Origin of the sequence: Moraxella sp. CTOTU48717 (genome assembly GCF_032057165.1) — a bacterium.
GTDB lineage: Bacteria > Pseudomonadota > Gammaproteobacteria > Pseudomonadales > Moraxellaceae > Faucicola > Faucicola tetraodonis.
In genome coordinates this window covers 98,415-117,769 of sequence record NZ_DAMBBC010000009.1, presented here as the reverse complement: position 1 = coordinate 117,769, position 19,355 = coordinate 98,415, and the positions used below count along the sequence as shown (strand labels likewise).

11 protein-coding genes, 1 other RNA gene and 2 pseudogenes are annotated in these 19,355 nt (G+C 45.1%); 9 read left to right on the top strand and 5 right to left on the bottom strand.

What is annotated here, in order from left to right; all coding sequences use genetic code 11:
- Nucleotides 1–130: 130 nt before the first annotated feature.
- Together RT084_RS07185 and RT084_RS07180 are read left to right on the top strand one after the other, a co-directional pair.
- Nucleotides 131–829 (top strand): VIT1/CCC1 transporter family protein, encoded by a 699-nt coding sequence (locus RT084_RS07185; RefSeq protein WP_050325135.1) that lies wholly within the window; start codon nt 131–133, stop codon nt 827–829.
- 215 nt (nt 830–1,044) lie between these two features.
- Entirely contained in the window at nt 1,045–2,538 is a 1,494-nt protein-coding gene (locus RT084_RS07180) for an alanine/glycine:cation symporter family protein (protein ID WP_313098696.1), read from the top strand.
- Nucleotides 2,539–2,628: 90 nt separating this feature from the next.
- On the opposite strand, the gene RT084_RS07175 is transcribed toward RT084_RS07180, so the two are convergent.
- Nucleotides 2,629–3,795 carry an MFS transporter gene (locus RT084_RS07175; RefSeq protein ID WP_312384276.1) on the bottom strand — a complete coding sequence of 389 codons (1,167 nt, stop codon included), beginning with the start codon at nt 3,793–3,795 and terminating at the stop codon, nt 2,629–2,631.
- A gap of 475 nt (nt 3,796–4,270) precedes the next feature.
- Here RT084_RS07175 and RT084_RS07170 point away from each other — a divergent pair, with 475 nt between their 5' ends.
- Nucleotides 4,271–5,287, top strand: a complete 1,017-nt coding sequence (locus RT084_RS07170; protein WP_313098692.1) for an alpha/beta hydrolase — start codon at nt 4,271–4,273, stop codon at nt 5,285–5,287.
- An 834-nt stretch (nt 5,288–6,121) separates the two neighbouring features.
- Here the strand turns inward: RT084_RS07170 and RT084_RS07165 are convergent.
- Both RT084_RS07165 and ffs read right to left on the bottom strand, forming a co-directional pair.
- Nucleotides 6,122–7,582: pseudogene (locus RT084_RS07165) on the bottom strand (DEAD/DEAH box helicase); the annotation flags it as partial.
- A gap of 712 nt (nt 7,583–8,294) precedes the next feature.
- Nucleotides 8,295–8,391: signal recognition particle sRNA small type (gene ffs, locus RT084_RS07160), an RNA gene on the bottom strand.
- Nucleotides 8,392–8,704: 313 nt separating this feature from the next.
- Between ffs and RT084_RS07155 the strand changes: the two genes are divergently transcribed.
- Nucleotides 8,705–9,514, top strand: a complete 810-nt coding sequence (locus tag RT084_RS07155) for an SIMPL domain-containing protein (RefSeq protein ID WP_313098689.1) — start codon at nt 8,705–8,707, stop codon at nt 9,512–9,514.
- 97 nt (nt 9,515–9,611) lie between these two features.
- On the opposite strand, the gene pal is transcribed toward RT084_RS07155, so the two are convergent.
- Entirely contained in the window at nt 9,612–10,130 is a 519-nt protein-coding gene (gene pal / locus RT084_RS07150) for a peptidoglycan-associated lipoprotein Pal (protein WP_313098684.1), read from the bottom strand.
- A 232-nt stretch (nt 10,131–10,362) separates the two neighbouring features.
- Nucleotides 10,363–10,950 (bottom strand): DUF6231 family protein, encoded by a 588-nt coding sequence (locus tag RT084_RS07145; protein ID WP_313098681.1) that lies wholly within the window; start codon nt 10,948–10,950, stop codon nt 10,363–10,365.
- A 216-nt stretch (nt 10,951–11,166) separates the two neighbouring features.
- On the opposite strand from RT084_RS07145, the gene ilvD reads away from it, so the two are divergent.
- From ilvD to csrA, 5 genes and pseudogenes are all read left to right on the top strand, one after another.
- Nucleotides 11,167–13,068: a dihydroxy-acid dehydratase gene (gene ilvD, locus RT084_RS07140; protein ID WP_313098677.1), complete on the top strand. Its 1,902-nt coding sequence runs from the start codon at nt 11,167–11,169 to the stop codon at nt 13,066–13,068.
- Nucleotides 13,069–13,372: 304 nt separating this feature from the next.
- Nucleotides 13,373–16,045 (top strand): alanine--tRNA ligase, encoded by a 2,673-nt coding sequence (gene alaS / locus RT084_RS07135; protein WP_313098674.1) that lies wholly within the window; start codon nt 13,373–13,375, stop codon nt 16,043–16,045.
- A gap of 282 nt (nt 16,046–16,327) precedes the next feature.
- Nucleotides 16,328–17,119, top strand: coding sequence for a glutathione-dependent disulfide-bond oxidoreductase (gene yghU, locus RT084_RS07130; RefSeq protein WP_312384060.1), 792 nt, complete (start codon nt 16,328–16,330; stop codon nt 17,117–17,119).
- 227 nt (nt 17,120–17,346) lie between these two features.
- Complete coding sequence (locus RT084_RS07125; protein WP_099808225.1) at nt 17,347–18,630, top strand: aspartate kinase; 1,284 nt, start codon at nt 17,347–17,349, stop codon at nt 18,628–18,630.
- A 318-nt stretch (nt 18,631–18,948) separates the two neighbouring features.
- A pseudogene (gene csrA, locus RT084_RS07120) lies at nt 18,949–19,131 on the top strand (carbon storage regulator CsrA); the annotation flags it as partial.
- Between the last annotated feature and the right edge of the window lie 224 nt (nt 19,132–19,355).

Here is a 19,355-nt window from a genome sequence, read left to right as displayed (position 1 = left end):
TGTATTATACCAATTTAATGAACTTTTGTGTGTTTATTCGTGCAAAGGTTTCTAAGTTAATTTTGTTATGTTTACCTTTTCATCTATCTTTTTTAATCTATGTCAATTTTTTGTTTTTGAGGGCAAGACCATGTATTCAGCACATCATGAACCGCATTTTAGTAATCGCAACAACTGGCTACGCGCAACCGTGCTCGGCGCCAACGATGGTTTAATTTCCACCGCTAGTCTATTAATGGGGGTTGCGGCAGCGCAAGTGGACAGTCACACCTTGCTGTTGACAGGGGTGGCATCGCTGATTGCTGGCGCAATTAGTATGGCAGCGGGCGAATATGTCTCCGTCTCTTCGCAAGCGGATACCGAAAAAGCCGACTTGGCAAAAGAAGCCTATGAACTTGAGCACAATTCAGACCGCGAGCTAAAAGAACTGACGCATATTTATGTTCAGCGCGGTTTAACGCCTGCTATGGCACATGATGTTGCGGTAGCACTCACTGCTCACAATGCCCTAGAAGCGCACGCACGCGATGAAATTGGACTTACCGATACCGCATCCGCTAATCCACTACAGGCAGCCGTGGCATCGGCTTTATCCTTTATCACAGGGGCGCTGCTACCGGTGCTATGTATTTGGCTGTTACCAAAACAATATTTGGTCGGCGGTTTGGGCACAGTGACCTTGATAGGATTAGCATTTTTGGGCTGGTTATCGGCGTATTTGGGGGGTGCCAAAATTTTCCCTGCCATTGTGCGGGTGGTCATTTGGGGCGTTATCGCGTTGGTTACTACTAACCTTATCGGTGAAATGTTTGGGGTAAAAACAGGTTAGTCAATCACTTTTTATCGCATTATTTATCGCCAATTTTTATCATTACCATTTGCAAAACCAATTTTTTCTTATAAGATAAGGAAACTGTAATAATTCAGCAAGTTTATAGAAACTTTTATTGGGTGATAGATTATCGTTTCTATAAATTAAACAGTTGGCAAATAGTCAAAAATCCTATGGGATTTTAGCTTTCTACGGTAGTGGGAGATAAGGTAATGCAAGATTTTGTCAATGCGATTAATGATTGGGTATGGAGTCCCGCATTAATCTATCTATGTTTATTGGTTGGTTTATATTTTTCAATTCGTGGTCGTTTTTTACAAGTGCGCCATTTTGGTCGCATGATTCGATTGCTGATGGATGGCAAAAGCACCGATCAGGGTGTGTCTTCATTCCAAGCACTCGCTATGTCACTCGCAGGTCGTGTGGGTACAGGCAATATTGCCGGTGTCGCAACAGCGATTACGTTTGGTGGTCCTGGTGCATTATTCTGGATGTGGATGGTAGCGTTCTTGGGTGCAAGTACCGCATTCGTTGAGTCAACGCTTGCGCAGATTTATAAAGAACGTGATGATAAAGGCTTTTTTATTGGTGGTCCAGCCTATTATTTTGAAAAAGCGCTAGGGCAAAAATGGTACGCGGTGTTATTTGCGATATCGGCAATCGCCGCTTGTGGTTTATTGTTACCCGGTGTACAGGCCAATTCGATTGCTGAAGCGATGAACAATTCACTGGGTATCGCACCTAGTATTTCAGCCGCGGTAATTGCGGCATTACTTGGCTTTATCATCTTTGGTGGTGTCAAGCGTATTGCCTCCTCTGCTGAGTTGATTGTACCTTTTATGGCACTTGCCTATATCATCGTGGCGATTGTTATTATCATCATGCATATCGGTCAATTACCTGATGTGCTAGCGTTAATTTTCCGCTCTGCGTTTGGTATGGATTCGACGTTTGGTGCTGTGTTGGGTCTTGCCATCCAATGGGGTGTGAAACGTGGCGTTTACTCAAATGAAGCAGGTCAAGGTACAGGTCCTCACCCATCGGCAGCCGCTGAGGTGTCACACCCAGCCAAACAAGGCTTAGTACAAGCGTTTTCAGTGTATGTTGATACGCTATTTGTTTGTTCGGCGACAGGTTTCATGCTAATCATTACTGGTATGTACAATGTACAAGACCCCGCCAACAAAGAAGCCTTCTTGTATCAAGGTGTTAGAGGCGTTGCCGCAGGTCCAGGTTACGTGCAAACTGCGATGGAAAACATCATGCCAGGTTTTGGCGCAGTGTTTGTGGCGGTTGCGCTATTCTTCTTTGCCTTCACTACCATAATGGCGTACTACTATATTGCAGAAACCAATATCCGTTATCTCACTCGTACCGTAAAACTAAATTGGGCAATCCCTGTACTCAAAGTAGTGATTTTATTTGTGGTAATTTATAGCTGCTTAAAAACCGCCGACTTGGCATGGGCACTGGGTGACTTGGGCGTTGGTTTGATGGCTTGGCTCAACATCATTGGTATCTTATTCTTGCAAAAACCTGCATTTGCCGCACTGCGCGATTATGAAGCACAGGTCAAACAAGGCAAAGATCCTATCTATGATGCGCGCGCCAATGGCGTACACAATGCGCCAGTTTGGGATGAAATTTCAGCCAAGTACCGTAAAGAATTTGGTGAACATCCCAACCATGATCGCTTTGCACCCTAATTTTAATATGTGACTGCTTTAATGCTTTCACTTAATAACCGTTAAAAAAAATAAGCCCCATTGATTGGGGTTTATTGTTGTGATGAATGATTATCTTTTGATTGGGATTTTAATTAACCCAAAAAACGCAATCAGTAAGGCGATGACTTGTACAGCCAGCAGTGTATAGACTGTATATAGCCATTTGCCTTGTGCATATGCCAGACCACACGCCCACGCCCCGATACTACCACCGATATAATACGCCATATAATATAAACCTGACGCCAGCGACCGCCCTTCTTTGACATTCACCGCGATATAAGTAATGGTCGCCGATTGGGTAATAAATACCCCCGTTGACATCACAGCAAGCGCCACAATCACCAAAGAGATAGGCGCAGCCAGTGTCATCAGCACGCCTATCATCGAAATCAACACGGCCACGCGCACCATACGCGCAGCGCCATATTTGGCAATTAAACTACTTGCAATCGGTGTGACCACCACCCCAATCAAATACACCGCAAAAATGTTAGCAAGCCCAGCACTCGATAGATTGTAGGGTGTATCTGCCAAGTGCAAATTAACATAGGTAAAACAGCCCACTAATGAAAACAATACACACGCGCCAAGCAGTCCTGCGGTCACCACATAACGGTTGCGCAGATGTTTACTTAGCATGTGCAGCGCCGATGTAAAATTTGGGTTGGCATGAAAATGACGCGAGCGCGGTAATAACCAAGCCACCAAACCAGCGCCTAGCACCGTCAACACACCCATGAACACAAAGCCTTTTTCCCAGCCGATAAGCTCTTCTAAATGCCCCAAGATAAAGCGCCCTAAAAATCCCCCAAATACGGTACCTGAGACATAGTAGGACATCATTTTTGCCATCTCTTTGCCGGCGTACTCTTCCCCGACATAGGCAATCGTCACCACTGTAATGCCAGGTACCGCCAACCCTTGCATAAATCGCCAAATAACGATACTAGAGAGTGAGTCAGATAGCCCAATCATCATCGTGGGTATTGCCATAAAGGCAATGGATGCCACAATGATATTTTTACGACCCACGGCATCAGACAACATCCCCATAAAAGGTGACATGATGGCAATGGCAATCACTGTCGCCCCAACTGTCATGCCCACTTGCGTTTCGGTCGCTGAGAACGCTTGCATCATAATCGGCAAAATCGCTTGAATCGAATAGACCTGCAAAAATGCAAACGCGCCAATCATGCCAATCATGATTTTGACTATCAATGAAGGTGGCATTGTCGGTGGTTTGGCATTCAGTTGTTGAGAAGGCGGTTGATTTTGCGGTTGGCTATTGGATAGATTGCGGCTAGTTAGGTTACTGGATATTAGTGCGTGAGTATTAGTATCAGTGTCAGTGGAATGATTGGAAGAATCCAAATGCCCAGTGGCATGTTGTGGTTGAGAAGTCATAGGTGACCTTTTTACAAAGTAGTGCCCGTGAAAGAAATGCCTATACTAGCACTAAAGCAGGCTATTTATTGTTAAAAGAAGTTTAACCTTAAGCTGTAATTTTCAAGCCAATCACGTGAATTGAGGGGTATTGGAATGCCCTTCAATGCCAAATTTGGCACCCTAGAGCATCATATTTTTAACACATGGCTGTTTGCTAAAACATCCGTATTTTTCAAAACATAACTACCCAGCCATGACGAAATTGCAGTAATATTTAGCACATTGTGGAAGTTAACCTTAAAATCAATAGGATTGAATTATGCCAAAGAATTTAAAACAGCCAATGCCCGCTGCCATGCAAGCGTATTTGACACAGCTGCATCAAGTGATTGTGCCGTATCTGTTAGCGCAAGGCGTTCAGCCCAATGCCATCAACGCACGTGAGGCGTTAGCCAATTTGACAACCGCATTTGTCACTGACGCACCCAATATGGCAAAAATCATCGATACGGTGCTGGTGACGCCAAGCAATTTTCGTGGTTATAACGTACCGCTTAGGCTATTTGTACCGAGCAACTGCCCCCTGCCAAATGAACAAGCAACGGCTGACGTGCCGGTAATGGTGTATTTTCATGGCGGTGGTGGCATGGCAGGTAGCGTCACCGTGTATGATAAACTCTATAAAAAATTGGCCGAAGCGACAGGCTGCGTGGTAGTAGCGCCCGAATATCGCCTTGCACCAGAAAACCGCTACCCTGCCGCGATTGATGATGCCCACTCGATTTTAACGTATTTAACAGCGACCCTACAGCAAGTCGGTTATGCCTGTAACGGCAAGCTTATCATAGCGGGTGATAGCGGTGGCGGTGCGATTACTGCCAGCTTGGTGCAAGATTGGCTTGCCAACCGTGTGAGCACAGACTTGGCTATCACCCATCAAATTTTGATTTATGCCAGTCTAGATTACACCATGTCACAGCCTTCGATTGAGGAAAATGGCACGGGTTATTTACTAGAATCTAGCAAAATCCGCTGGTATTTTGACAATTATTTTTCAGCGTATGATGACCGTGAGCTGAGCTCACCGTTTTGGACCGATATGGCCACCCTACTACATCATTCGCCGTATCAAGCCCCAAAGACACTGCACCTAACGGCTGGTTATTGTCCGCTGCGTGATGAAGATATCGGCTATCATGACGTACTAAAAGACGCAGGCGCGCCATCCCAACTCGTCCATTTTGCGGATATGCCGCACGCATTTTTGAATATGGAAAATCTGTGCCCTGAGCAATGCCAACAACTGTATCAATCCGTTGGCGAATTCTGCCAATAACCAAACGCCCCAAACACCTACACAGCCGGATAAAATTTGCCCAGTCTGATGACAAGCCAAAATAATCTAGCCAATAAAAAAGCACCCAATTAGGTGCTTTTTTTTACTGCTTATAACTTATAGCGGTTTGCCTGTGCTATTGCGGCGGCTACGTTTTGGCGCATCCCAACCATCTTGTTTACCAGCCGGTTTAGCTGATGGCTTGCTTGATGAAGCATAACGGTCAGACGATGACTTAAATCCTTCCGATCTTGATGATTTACCGGCAAATGATTTGTCTGATTTTCTGAAACCCTCAGATTTAAACCCATTTGAGCGTGAATCACCAGCACGTTGACCATCTTTTGCCGGATATGGTCTGTCGCTACGTTTTTTAAGCGGTTGACCAAAGGTTTCTTCTACGATTGGACGTGGCTTGCGAGCGCGGTCATCGCCACGAAACTCGCTAGAGCGTTCGGTTTTTTTGGCAAAAGGTTTGTCACCAAAACGGTCATTTTTTTCAAAGCGGTTAGGACGCTCGCCATGACGCTCACTGCTGTTACGGTCAGTGTTGTAACGTGGTTTATCACCTTGATAGCCTTTAAAGCCATCTTTGTTAAAGCTACGGTTATCATCGCGGCGACGATCTGCATACTCACCTTGGCGAGGCTCACGATTGCCTTGGCGTGAATCACGGTCAAAATTTGGTTTATCCGATGATTTAGCGGCGCGGTGAAAATCGCCCTGACTGTTGCCATGACGGTTATCTGAATCGCGGTGACGAGGCGGCGCACTCGCATCATCACGCCCAAAACGACTATCGCTGTTGCCTTGGTGACCTTTGTCAAAACGCTCGCGTTTTTCAAAACGTGCCGAACTATCGTTGCTCGCTGATTTGCCATAGCGTTCTTGGTTGTCAAAACGTGGCTTGTCCGCAAAACGACGCTCGCTCGAAGGTCTATCGCTTGAACCAGCAAAACGTTGTGAGCGACTGCCACGGTCATCACGACCGCCACGGCTATCACTGCCGCTGCGACCACGACCGCGACCATCACGACCATTAGGCTTACCACGACCTTCAAATTTTTCCACAAAACGCGGTTCTAAACCTTCAACTTGCGCTTCATTGATATCACGTTTTAGGTAACGGGCAATATTGCCAAATTGACGACGGTCATCGCGGCTACATAGGTTGATAGCAATACCAGTACGACCAGCACGACCTGAGCGACCGATACGATGCACATAGTCTTCCACTTGGCGCGGTAAATCATAATTAAATACATGGGTAATATTAGGTAAATCAAGACCACGTGCTGCCACGTCTGTTGCTACCACGATGTCAAATTTGCCACTGCGTAAATCTGAGACAATACGATTACGCTTGCTTTGTGGCAAGTCACCATGCAGATAACAGGCTTTGTGTTCCCATTGTTGTAGGCGCTCAGCGACTTCTTCACTGCTGCGTTTGGTCGCGGTAAAGATAATCGCTTGACCACGCTCTGGGTCACAGATCAGCTGCTCTAATAATTTATTTTTGTGGTCAAAGTTGTCACAGAAGTACACTTTTTCATCGATGTGTGCGGTTTCAACTTTGATGTTGATACGCTCTGGGTCTTTGGTAAAGCTTTCAGCGATTTTACCGACTGGACCATCCCATGTCGCAGATGACATGATGGTTTGGCGATGCGGGGGTGTGGCTTCCAAAATCGCATTGATATCATCGGCAAAACCCATGTCTAGCATACGGTCTGCTTCATCAAGTACCAACATAGTCAAATCAGATAGGTTCACACGCTGCGCATTGATATGATCTAGCAAACGACCCGGCGTCGCCACGATGATTTGTACGCCTTTTTTCAGCGCACGGATTTGACCACTGTATGCCGCACCACCCACAAGTGGCACACTGTATAAATCTTTCATGGCTGAGCCATATTTGCGGATGCTGTCTTGTACTTGGTTAGCCAGCTCACGCGTCGGTGTCAAAATCAACGCTTGTACGACTTTTGGCTGTTGGCGACCACGTTTGCCACTTGCGGTTTTTTCTGCCGCTTTTTCTTTGGCTTGTAGTTCGCTTAGTTGATGCAAAATTGGTAATACAAACGCGGCAGTTTTACCACTACCTGTTTGTGCGGATAATAGCAAATCACGACCCGCTAATGCCGCAGGAATCGCGCGCGCTTGGATAGGTGTTGGTGTGGTATAACCCGTTGCGACAATACTTTTTAATAATGAGCCTGAAAGACCCAATGCGGCAAACCCATTTTCGCTAGGGTTAGCATCATCAGACGTTGGCGCATCCGTTGCTACAATATCAGTCGCTACAACATCCGTTGTCGCAGTTGCTTCTGTATCATTAACTGGGGTATTGTCAGTAGGCTCATTGCTGTTGGCTTGGCTATTGCTATTGCTATTGCTATTGCTATTGCTATTGCTATTGCTAAAAAAATTATCGATTGAGTTATCAGCAAAATCTGTGGGTAAATTAAAATCAGTCATGTAAGTCCTTAAAAAATAAGTTAATCAAAGTGTCGGTGGTAACCTTGATTGAAAACACGCAACAAGCAAAAGCCCTCAAGCTGAATGCACTTTCAAAATGGATAAGCAAAATGAATAGGCAAAATTATCAGCTATCATTAATCACAAATATCGTGTTAATCGCTTTAAAGCATTGTAATCGTGTCTGTAAGACTTATTTTCACTATAAAAATAGTGACAAAACCTACTGTCAGACTTATCAAAACTTTTGAAACAGTAAAACCATCAAAAAGTTCGTATCGCGGCATTCACAAGAATGCTTAAAAAAATACAATGCTAAATATTAGGTTATCATCGGAAGATTATCAGCGCTTACAATGGCGCGCTTGATATTAGGCAGATGGATAAGCTAGATTAATTGGAAAATTGACGTTGCTCTTAGCGTTTAGGTAGCGTATATGAGTCATTATTGGTCAGTTTTCTTTCGCAATTAAAAAACTTACCAAGTGAAATAGGCATCAAAAACACCTACTTAAAAAAGTGATAACCCCACTAGCACATCTTCGGCACACTGGCTGGCTGCTACCGTTGCTACCTTCCGGTCCTGGCGGGGTTCACAGCAGCTAGTTGCGAAGCTACCAATGGGGTTACCGAAGCGGTATTCTAGAGAATTTGGCGACCAAATGCAAACTCTTTTTATCATATACACCAAATTTTTGTATTTATTTCACTTTTACGCACGCTAACCCATCACCAAGCAACATTCGGGTAAATTTTTGTCGAACTTCTTACCCTTTTTCTACAATTCTTCCACTGCAAATGTTACAAAATATTTTATAATGCCCATTCAGCAACATATTGAATAAGCTAATACAGTATTTTAATCAGCAACAGATTCATGCCAACCCATATAAAGAAGTACTAGAAAAAACTAGGAAAAAAACAATAGGAAACACTATGACACATTTAAGCGCCGCAACTAACAATCATCCCAATCATAAAACGCATGCCAATCATACAATGACCAAAGGTATTGCAGCCAGCTTGCTTGCTATGGCGACGCTATTACCTTTTACCAGTGTTTCAGCCGCCACCTACCCTGTGAACCCATCCCCTGCGAACTCATTAATGACCAATACTTTAAACTACGGCTTGCTTAACTTTGCTGCCTCGGCGAGTAAAAAAGTCAGCAATGACCAAATCAATGCTACCCTTAGCAAAACTGTGCAAAACAAATCAAGCAGTGAGGTGGCTAATCAAATCGCTACCACGTTGAACCAAGCGGTAGCTATTGCCAAAAAATACCCACAAGTGCAAGTGAGTACGGGCAATCAAACCACCTATCCACAATATGATAAAAACCAAAAAATCATTGGTTGGACGGGGAGTGCAAGCTTGAATTTAAAAAGCACTGACACAGTCGCCGCTAGCAAATTGATTGCCGAATTGCAAAGTTTTATGACGGTTGATGGATTAGACTTTAGCGTGTCTGATGCCGCGCGCAAAGCCACTGAGCAAGAATTGATGATGGAAGCTTCCAAAAACTTCCAGCGCCAAGCGCAAACGCTGCTACCTGTGTGGGGCGCAAAAGGCTATCAATTAGTCTCGTTGGATTTTAGTCAAGGGGGCGATTATCGTGCACCGCGCGCGTATGGCAGTGTAATGATGCTAGAAGCCAGCAGTGCCAAAGTCGCTGACCAAAACTTCCAAGCGGGCGATAGCACCATTACGGTCACTGCCAATGGTACCGTTCAACTGGTCAAATAAACCGATTTTAACCACAAAAAAACCTGTTGAATCAACAGGTTTTTTTGTCTTTTACTCACTAAGAAATGCTTAGTAACAAATACTTAGTAGATAATACTTAGTAAGAAATTTCTGCACGGCGGTTTTTTGCCCATGCTGATTCGTCATGACCGGGATCGGCAGGTTGGTCTTCACCGTAGCTGATGGCTTCCATACGTGAAGCTGATACCCCTGACGTAGCTAAGTAGGCTTGTACAGCTTGGGCACGGCGCTCACCCAATGCCAGATTGTATTCACGGCTACCACGCTCATCGGTGTGACCCGCAATAGCGACACGGGCACTTGGGTTGGCTTGTAAGAATTGCGCTTGTTGATTTAACACGGCTTGACCTTGAGCGTCGATTTCACTGCTATCAAAGCCGAAATACACGGTATTTGGGTTAGCACCCGCGGCAGTGATGACTGACGTCGAGTTTGTTACCACAGCGCCACCGTTATAGTAGCCTACACCACCGGGAACGCCCATCGGCGCAACCACCACTTCAGACGTGCCAGTACGTTTGGCAGAACACCCTGTTAAGGCGATGGTTGCCATCATCGCAGCAGCGCTTACTACTTTTAGTATCGTTAATTTCATAGTCTTTCCTCAAAAATTATTATTTAACGCGTTTACCTATTTTGTTTGTTACTTTTCGATAGAGTAAATCAATCTCGCGCTTTTTGTAAACAGTATTACTGTAAATTTAGCCAACTTTTCCTCGAAATTCTCAAAGTAGTTTAATTTTTGGATTAAACGAATAGCTGAAGAAATCACCTTTTATAAGATAAGTGATAAAAAAACAAACTGTCTAAAGTTGTGTCTACAACCGCTACCAACGAAATTTATTCCATAATTCAGGGTTTGCCCAAAACTTGCTATTAAACCAATCTGGCAAATGTTTATAGTCAAACAGATTAAATTGCCATACTTGGTAGCTGGTTGCATGGTGATCTTGGTCATTTTCCACAATCGGCTGCTCATGTAATCGGCTAAAGCCAAAGCTCACCATATCCACGCCTGTTGCCGGCTCGGATAAATTTTGCACCACCAAACAATGCTTGGCAAACAAGTCGCGACAGCGCTGAATAATTTGGGTATCGATAGCGCTATCGTTTGATAAAATTATCACTGCCAAGTCATAGCGTTTGGCAAACCGATGCGCGATAAACTCTTGATAATCAAACGCTTCCCAACTCACGGCTTGATCAATAGCTTCATCAATGGCTTGAATTTGGCTAAAAACCGACTGCGTGTCATTACCAATAATCAATCCAGTGAAGGGTTGATTTGCTGCTGCGGCATTTTTATCTTCGCTTGAATCGTGTTTGTTCAAATCATGTTTGCTTAGGCTATCTTTACTTAAAAATGCCAGACTTTGTCGGATGACATCAGTAATGCTTAAGGTGGGATTGGTCAAAATAAAATCCTTTTGATGAGTTTTTATCAGATACGGTTGATAGATAGGGTTAAATGATAGCTGTGATATAGCAATGATAAGGGTGGCTAATATGCCATTCTTTAAAACCAATTATAACTATCTATCATGAGCCATGACTAGCCCTTTTGGTCGAGACAGAGTACACTAAGTGCTAAATTTATCACTTGTATTGACTGTTAGAAATAAGGAACAACCATGCCACAATATCGCTCAAAAACCTCCACGTCTGGCCGCAATATGGCGGGTGCACGCGCACTTTGGCGTGCAACGGGTATGACAGATGAGGACTTTAACAAACCGATTATCGCGATTGCCAACTCGTTTACCCAGTTTGTACCCGGGCACGTACACCTAAAAGACTTGGGTCAGTTGGTTGCCCGCGAGATTGAAGCGGCAGGTGGTGTTGCCAAAGAATTTAACACCATTGCGGTGGATGATGGTATCGCCATGGGTCACTTGGGTATGCTCTATAGCTTGCCAAGCCGTGATTTAATTGCCGATAGCGTGGAGTATATGGTCAATGCCCACTGCGCCGATGCGCTAGTTTGTATCTCAAACTGTGACAAAATCACCCCTGGTATGCTGATGGCAGCGATGCGCCTCAATATCCCAACGATTTTTGTGTCGGGCGGTCCAATGGAAGCGGGCAAAGTATTGGCATCCACGTTGGGCGATGGGCATACCACCCATGAAACCGTGATGAATGAATTGGGTGAAAAAATTCGCAAACTTGACCTAGTCGACGCCATGATTGATGCGGCAGATGACTTGATTAGTGACGAAGATGTGGCACAAACTGAGCGCTCTGCTTGCCCAACTTGTGGCTCATGCTCAGGCATGTTCACTGCCAACTCGATGAACTGTTTGACCGAAGCCTTAGGCTTATCCCTGCCTGGTAATGGCTCGTTACTTGCCACTCACGCCAAACGTAAAGATTTATTCTTAGAAGCAGGTCGTCGTATCGTAACACTTGCCAAACGTTATTATGAGCAAGATAACGCCAGCGTATTGCCACGCTCAATTGCGACCAAAGCGGCATTTGAAAACGCCATGAGCCTTGATATCGCCATGGGCGGCTCAACCAACACAATTCTACATTTGCTTGCCGCTGCCCATGAAGCCCAAGTAGATTTTAAAATGGCGGATATTGACCGTCTAAGCCGCCGTGTGCCTTGTCTATCGAAAGTTGCTCCGGCAACACAAAAATATCATATGGAAGACGTGCACCGTGCTGGGGGTGTGATGGCAATTTTAGCCGAGCTTGATCGCGCAAACCTACTGCAAACCGATGTTCCCACCGTTCATAGTGCGTCACTCAAAGCAGCGCTTAGCCAATGGGATATCATGAATCCTGATAATACCGAGGCACGTGAGCGTTATATTGCAGCCCCAGGTGGGGTACGCACCACGCAAGCCTTTAGCCAAAACAATGCGTGGTCCAATCTTGATGTCAACCGCGAATCTGGCTGTATCCGTAGCAAAGAATTTGCCTACTCGCAAGACGGTGGTTTGGCGGTATTGTTTGGTAATATTGCTGAACGTGGCTGTGTCGTCAAAACAGCGGGCGTGGATGACAGCATCCTAAAATTTACCGGTCGTGCCCGTGTTTTTGAGAGCCAAGACGATGCCGTTGCAGCGATTTTAGCAGACCAAATTGTCGCAGGTGACATCGTGGTAATTCGCTATGAAGGTCCAAAAGGCGGTCCGGGTATGCAAGAAATGTTGTATCCGACCTCTTACCTAAAATCAAAAGGTCTGGGTAAAGCCTGTGCGCTACTCACCGATGGTCGTTTTTCAGGGGGTACGTCAGGTTTATCCATCGGTCACGTCAGCCCAGAAGCCGCTGAAGGCGGTACCATCGGTTTGGTCAATGAAGGCGACACCATCGAGATTGATATCCCTAATCGCTCGATTCATTTGGCGGTTGATTTTGCCGAACTGGAAAAACGCCGAGAAGCGATGGTGAACCGTGGCAACCAAGCTTGGAAACCTGTCAATCGTGAGCGCCAAGTGTCAGCCGCCTTGCGGGCGTATGCAGCGATGACTACTAGCGCGGATACAGGTGCGGTACGTGATGTCAGTCAAGTAGAGCGGTAATTTTTTACTCCAAACTACATTGCTATAAAAAATTGGCAAAAAAGAATTATCAAAAAAGATCGATGCTACTTATCGGTCTTTTTTTTAACGCCATGAAAAACGTTGCAAATCCCATACTTGACGCCCACGGTTTTAGATGCCATGTACGGTTTTTAAAAGGTGCGTTTTATAAAAATTGGGATTGTTAAAAGGTGCTATTTATAAAAGCATTATTCACATCGAATGAATTCTGCTAAAATACAATGTTTACATTTTTTTGATAATATATGCCAAATTTAATTTTGAAAACTCTTAAGGAGCCGCTGTGAGCCGTCCGTTTTCTTCAGCCGATATACGTCAAGCTTTTATCAATTATTTTGCCGAAAATGGTCATACCCCAGTGGCATCATCGAGCCTAGTCCCACACAATGACCCTACCCTGCTATTCACCAATGCCGGTATGAACCAATTTAAAGATGTGTTCTTAGGGATAGACAAACGCGATTATAAACGTGCAGTATCATCGCAAAAATGTGTACGCGCAGGCGGTAAACACAATGACCTTGACAATGTCGGCTATACCGCGCGTCACCATACGTTTTTTGAGATGCTCGGTAATTTCTCGTTTGGTGATTATTTTAAACAACAAGCCATTCCATTTTGTTGGGAGTTTTTGACATCTGATGAGTGGCTTGGATTACCCAAAGATAAACTTTACGTGACGGTATATCACACCGATGATGAAGCCTTTGATATTTGGCATAATGTGGTAGGCTTGCCTGCCGAGCGTATCATCCGTATTGGGGATAATAAAGGCGGTCAATACCAATCGGATAACTTTTGGGCAATGGGTGACACAGGTCCTTGTGGTCCTTGTACCGAAGTATTTTATGACCACGGCGAGCATATTTGGGGCGGTCTGCCAGGTACACCTGAAGAAGACGGCGACCGTTTTGTCGAGATTTGGAACAACGTCTTTATGCAGTTTAACCGCCAAAAAGACGGTACACTTGAAAAACTGCCTGCGCCAAGTGTCGATACGGGAATGGGGCTTGAGCGTATTAGTGCCATCATGCAAGGCGTGCATAGCAACTATGAAATCGATATATTTACCCATCTCATGCAGCACGCGGCGCAAGTGATTGGCTTGCCAAACGATATCGATTTACAGTCTGAGCCATCACTCAAAGTGCTTGCCGACCATATCCGCTCCGTTTCCTTTTTAATTGCAGACGGCGTATTGCCAAGCAATGAAGGCCGTGGTTATGTGCTGCGTCGTATCATCCGCCGCGCGGTTCGTCATGGCAACAAATTAGGCGCTAATGACAACTTCTTTTATAAGCTCGTCGCGCCACTGGCTCAAATCATGGGCGATGCCTACCCACAGCTTCGGGAACAACAAGCCAACATTGAGCAAGCCATCTTAAAAGAAGAAGAGCAATTTGCCAAAACCTTATCGCAAGGTCTCAAACTACTATCCCAAGAATTAGATAGCTTAAAATCTGGCGATACGTTGTCGGGTGCAACCGTGTTTAAACTGTATGACACTTACGGTTTCCCTGCCGATTTGACAGCCGACATCGTGCGCGAACGCGACATCAGCATTGATGAAGCCGGTTTTGAACAAGGCATGGCGCAGCAACGCGCCCGCGCCCGTGAAGCAGGTAAATTTGGCGTTGATTATAACCAATTGATTCAAGTTGACAGTGCCACTGAATTTTTGGGGTATGACAAAGCAGAGCACAGCAGCACTATCACCCATTTATACCTTGAGGGCAAATCGGCTGAGCAATTGCAGGAGGGCGATGAAGGCGTCATCGTATTATCGGCAACGCCTTTTTATGCTGAAGGCGGTGGTCAAGCCGGTGAATTAGGTGATATCCAAACCGAGACCGGCGTATTTGAAGTCCAAGACACCAAAAAATCTGGTCAAGCCATCATCCATCATGGCGTAGTCAAAATGGGCAGTATCCGCCAGGGTCAGTCAAGCGAAGCACGCGTCGCAAGCCAAGTACGCGCCATGAGTGCCAAAAACCACTCCGCCACTCACCTACTGCACGCCGCCCTTCGTGAGCATCTTGGCACAGGCGTCACCCAAAAAGGGTCATTGGTCAATAGTGAGGTGTTGCGTTTTGACTTCTCGTATGACAAAGCCTTGACTGAGCAAGACATCATCACCATTGAAAACATTGTCAACCAACAAATCCTTGCCAACCAACCTGCCACTGTAGAAATGCTCAGCATGACGCAAGCGCAAGACAAAGGCGCGATGGCACTGTTTGGTGAAAAATATGGTGACACGGTTCGCGTATTGTCGATGGGTACGGTAGATAAAGACGGCAAGCCTTTCTCCATCGAGCTATGTGGTGGTCTGCATGTACAGCGCACGGGTGATATCGGCTTATTCAAAATCGTCAGTGAGCAAGGTATCGCGGCAGGCATTCGCCGTATCGAAGCAGTGACAGGCATGGGCGCAGTCAAATATGTGCAGCAAGGTGAAAAGCAGCTCAATCAACTTGCCAGTCAGCTCAAAGCGAAGCGCGACGAAATCGCCGACCGTGTCAATCAAATGACCGACAAAACACGCGACCTAGAAAAACAGCTTGAGCGTTTGCAGCAAAAATTGGCCAGCAGCCAAGCCAAAGACTTAATCAACAACGTGCAAGATATCAATGGACAAAAAGTGCTGATTGCAAGTTTACCAGGCATGGATGGTAAAGCATTACGCACGATTGCCGATGACATGAAGTCCAAATTGCATGATGGCATCGTGGTGCTCGCTGGCGTAGCTGACGATAAAATTGCCTTGACTGCCAGTGTCGGCAAAGACTTAACCAGTAAAATCAAAGCGGGCGATATCATCAAACACTTAAGCGAGCAGCTTGGCGGTAAAGGCGGTGGTAAACCCGACTTTGCCCAAGGCGGCGCAACTGATGTGGCAGGATTGCCAACCGTATTAGAAGCGCTACCAAATTGGTTGGCTGAGCGACTTGCCTAATTAAAACTACACCTAAAAAAACGCCGAATGACTTATTCGGCGTTTTTTATGCGGTTATTTTTTATGCGGCTATATAAGGCATGCGTTTAATCAAGCTTAATCAAAGCGCCATTTACTTTAGCCAAACATTCGGTATCATAAAGCCTAAAGCACATTGTGTATAATCGTCTCTATAATCGCATTTATAGTCGTGTCCATAATCACATCTAACATCTTATCAACCAACGAAGCTTTAAATCATGCTTATAGCTTTAAAATACTCATAATCAATAAGGAAACATCATGGATAATCATTACCAGCCCCCCAAAATTTGGACAAATGATAGCCAAAACGGTGGCAAATTTGCCAGTACCAACCGCCCTACCGCAGGAGCGACCCACGAGCAACATTTACCGATTGGTAAAAATCCTTTGCAGCTTTACAGCCTTAACACCCCAAACGGTATCAAAATCAATATGTTACTTGAAGAGTTGGCAGAGCTCGGTATTGAAGGCGCACAGTATGACGCCTACAAAATCGACATCATGAATGGCGATCAATTTGGCTCAGATTTTGTTGACATCAATCTCAATTCTAAAATCCCTGCACTAGTGGATAACAGTGTTAATCCACCGATTAAACTGTTTGAATCAGGCGCTATATTGCTATACCTTGCCGAAAAGTTTGGGCAGTTTATCCCAGCAGACACCGCCAAACGTGCCGAATGTTTGTCATGGTTGTTTTGGCAAATGGGCGCTGCGCCATATGTCGGTGGCGGCTTTGGGCATTTTTATGCGTATGCCCCAGAGAAGTTTGAATATGCTATCAATCGCTTTACCATGGAAACCAAACGCCAATTAGATTTACTCGATCAACATTTAGCGACTCACACGTTTATGGTAGGTAATGACTACAGTATCGCGGATATCGCGATTTGGGCATGGTATGGTCAGTTGGCACTGGGCAAATTGTATAACGCTGGCGAGTTTTTACAAGTGCAAGACTACACCCATCTACAACGCTGGGCAAAAAACCTGCATGACCGTCCTGCCGTGCAACGCGCTGTAGCTTTACCGCTACAACCGATTGCCTAAACTGATAACGTTTTGTTCACGATAACCCTGCGCTTTGAGCCAGTCATTTGACGATTTTTGGCAATTTTGCCTTGCCCCAAAATTGGGAAATATGGTATAAAGTACCGTTTAATTTACGTTTCGTGACATTGTAAACAATCTGCTAAGCAATCCATCAAGGACTTGGTATGGCAAGTCTTGCATAGCGATGGCAAACAATGTGCACGATATTATAGGGTGTATTGACAATGGCTTTAATCGTACAAAAATACGGTGGTACGTCGATGGGTAGTGTCGAACGTATCAAAAATGTGGCACAGCGCGTCAAACGTTGGCATGACAATGGTCATCAAGTGGTGGTTGTCGTCTCTGCCATGAGTGGCGAGACCAATCGCTTGATTGATTTGGCACGTCAAATCAGTAAAGAGCCGAACGCTCGTGAATACGACCAAATGGTGTCAACCGGCGAGCAAGTCTCGATTTCTTTACTTGCTATGGCATTAAATGAAATCGGTGTGAGCGCCAAGTCAATGACGGGTGGACAAGTGGCGATTCGTACGGATGACAGTCATACCAAAGCCCGTATTCAACATATCGATGATAGTCAGCTTCGTGCCGCACTCGATGCTGGCATGGTCGTTGTGGTGGCGGGTTTCCAAGGCGTGGATGAAAAAGGTGACATCAACACTTTAGGTCGTGGTGGCTCAGATACCACAGGCGTTGCACTGGCTGCTGCCCTATCTGCCGATGAATGTCAAATCTATACCGATGTCGACGGCGTGTACACTACTGACCCACGGGTGACACCAAAAGCCAAAAAATTATCAAAAATTACCTTTGAAGAAATGCTAGAAATGGCAAGCCTTGGCTCAAAAGTGTTGCAAATTCGCTCGGTTGAATTTGCCGGAAAATACCAAGTACCACTGCGTGTTTTATCCAGTTTTGATGAAAACGCCGATGGTCAATTCGATGATGATTTTAAAAAGAATGTAGGTACATTAATTACCACCGATGAGGGAGACAGCATGGAACAACCAATTATTTCGGGCATCGCCTTTAACCGTGACGAAGCTAAAGTATCTATCTTAGCAGTGCCTGATCGCCCTGGTATTGCATCATCGATTTTAAGCCCAATCAGTGCTGCCAATATCGAAATCGATATGATTATCCAAAACATCGCAGAAAACGGATTGACCGACTTTACCTTTACCGTTAATCGTGGTGACTTTGATAAAACCCTAGCGATTTTGGGTGACAATCTTGCTGAGATTGGCGGCAAAGAAATCGTGAGCAACAACAATGTGGTTAAAGTATCACTGGTGGGTGTTGGTATGCGTTCACATGCAGGCGTGGCAAGCAAAATGTTTGAAACACTGGCAGAAAACAACATCAATATCCAAATGATTTCTACCAGCGAAATCAAAATCTCGGTACTGATTCAAGAAGAACAACTGGAAAAAGCGGTTAAAGCGTTACATACTGCTTTTGGTCTTGACCGTGAAGACGGTGAAAGCAAGGTTGCTGGATTATAAGAAATTTGTAATTCTCCACAAAAACAAGGTTAATATCCGCGTTTTGCGGGTGTTAACCTTTTTTTTACTTCAGCATTTCGTTTATAATGGCATCTCGTTTATTGGGCACAAACGCAACTGACCCCTCAATGCCTATTTTGACTGTTGGCAAATAGCCGCCAAGCATGATGAGTTCGCTTAAATTATGCCCTTGCAGTCTGTCTTTAACGTATCATTGGGCAATGATACATGATAATATATTTGACGAATTTAGCTAATTTATCGTTGAATCATCATAGGACATTGATGGTACTTGTTGCGACATAAGGAGTGTGACGCATGTTAATTTTGACTCGCCGTGTTGGCGAAACGTTAATGATAGGTGACGAAGTCAGTGTCACCGTACTGGGTGTAAAAGGTAATCAAGTCAGACTGGGCGTCAATGCGCCAAAAGACATTGCCGTACACCGTGAAGAGATTTATCAAAGAATTCTGCATGAACGGACTGGGCATGAACGCATGGGTTATGATAATCACCCAGTCGATTTTGCCGCCCATGATAGAATGGGTCAAGACCGCAGTGGTTTTGGGGCAGCCAGTCATGAGGCCTTCCCCCAAGAGCGCAGTAAACCCTCTCAACCGCGTAACAGCGGTCAGCAAATGCGTCATTTAGAAAACCGTGTGGAAAACCGCGGTTTTGGTCAGACCAACAATAATTTTAACCCAGCTTTTGATCCGTTTGAGGA